The organism is Micromonospora tarensis, assembly GCF_016803395.1.
In the GTDB taxonomy this organism is placed as follows: Bacteria; Actinomycetota; Actinomycetes; order Mycobacteriales; family Micromonosporaceae; genus Micromonospora; species Micromonospora tarensis.
Genome location: NZ_JAEVHL010000493.1, coordinates 1 through 1,575, shown reverse-complemented (window position 1 = coordinate 1,575; position 1,575 = coordinate 1). Strand labels below are relative to the sequence as shown.

Genomic DNA, 1,575 nt, shown 5'->3' with positions numbered 1-1,575 from the left:
GCCCGGCGGTGGGCTGCGGCGCGACGCCCGCCGGGTGCGGCCAGGCCGGCGCGCCGCTGGGCTCCTCCGGCATCAGGAACCACATGATCGGGTGACGCGAACAGCGCGAGCCCGCCGGTGAGCAGACCGGTGACCGCGAAGATCACCCGGACCAGCGTGGGGTCGACGGCGAAGTAGCGGCCGACGCCACTGGCGACCCCCGCGACCATGCGGTCGGTGGTGGGTCGCCGGAGCTGCTTGTACGGGGCGTGCGGAGCGGTGGTGGATGTCATACCCCCACGGTCCGCGCTGGTGCCCGTTCCGCCCTCGGTGACCGCCCGGATCAATACCCTGACCGATCCCTGAGCGGGGTCGGACAGTCAGGAATCCGACTCTTTTCCGTTCCGGTAACCCGGCCCGGGGAGAATTTGCTTCCGTGACCACCATGCTCGAGCCGCTCCGCAGGATCGCGGCATACGCAGTTTGTGCTGATTCAAGAGGCCGAGTTCTGCTGGTCCGCGCCTCGGAGCGCTCCGGCACCCCCGGCACGTGGTCGCTGCCCGGCGGCGCGGTCGACCACGGTGAGGACCCGAACCACACGGTCGTCCGCGAAACCGCCGCCGAGACCGGCCTCTCGGTCGCCGTCTCCGGCCTGGCCGACGTGCTCGCCGACATGCGGGCCCTGCCGGAGCGCGGCATCACCATCCACACCGACCGGCTGATCTACCGGGTGGCGGTGCGCGGCGGCACCCTCGCGGACCGGGTCGGCGAGCACCCGACCGACCTGGCCCGGTGGTACACCCTCGACGAGGCGCGCGAGCTGCCGCTGCGCTCGTTCACTGCACGCGCCCTCGGCTTGCCCGCCTCATCGGCCGACGTGGTGCCCGACGAGGTGCCCGAGTTCCCCTCCTTCTACGCGGTCCCCGGCCCCGACGGGCTGCACCGGGCGCAGCGCTTCGCCGCGTACGCGGTCTGCACCGACCCCGCCGGCCGGGTGCTGCTGACCCGGGTGTCCGACGGTTACCCCGGCGCCGGCTGCTGGCACCTGCCCGGCGGTGGCACCGACTACGGCGAGCAGCCCGGTGCGGCGCTGATCCGGGAACTGGTCGAGGAGACCGGGCAGACCGGCCGCCTGGTCGAGTTGCTCGGCGTGGCCAGCCACCGCGACGCCGCCTCGCTCGGCCCGGAGGGCTATCCGATCGACTGGCACGGCGTACGCGCCTTCTACCGGGTCGTGGTCGACCAGCCCAACCCGCTGACCGTGGCCGACGTGGGCGGCTCCACCTGCGAGGCCCGCTGGTTCGCCCGCGAGGAGTTGGGCGCCCTTCCCACCGACCGCCTGACCGAGGTAACCGCCGAGGCAGTCCAAGCAGCCCAACTCACCTGACCCGGACTCCCCGCACCGCCCCTACGCGCGCTCGGCGATGATCAACTCGGGTTCATGGAAGTCGCGGCATCTCGCCCAGCGGGAAACCGCGCTTTCACTGAACCCGAGTCGATCACCGCCCCGCCCACCCCACGGCCCCACCTGCGCCCGGCTCCTGGCCCCGGCTCCGGCTCCGGCTCCGGCCTTGGCCCCGGCCCCCTTCTCCGGCC

Annotated in this window: 2 protein-coding genes and 1 pseudogene; 1 reads left to right on the top strand and 2 read right to left on the bottom strand. The window is 73.2% G+C overall.

From position 1 onward, the window contains the following. Positions 1-272 (bottom strand): annotated as a pseudogene (locus tag JM949_RS35865) (PspC domain-containing protein); the annotation flags it as partial. 143 nt (positions 273-415) lie between these two features. Here JM949_RS35865 and JM949_RS35860 point away from each other — a divergent pair. After that, the gene (locus tag JM949_RS35860; RefSeq protein WP_203152462.1) at positions 416-1,366 is read left to right on the top strand and encodes an NUDIX hydrolase; all 951 of its coding nucleotides are present in this window, start codon (positions 416-418) and stop codon (positions 1,364-1,366) included. A 21-nt stretch (positions 1,367-1,387) separates the two neighbouring features. Here JM949_RS35860 and JM949_RS38330 read toward each other — a convergent pair. Beyond that, the coding region (locus tag JM949_RS38330) for a hypothetical protein (protein ID WP_238434478.1) at positions 1,388-1,575 on the bottom strand (188 nt) is incomplete at its 5' end.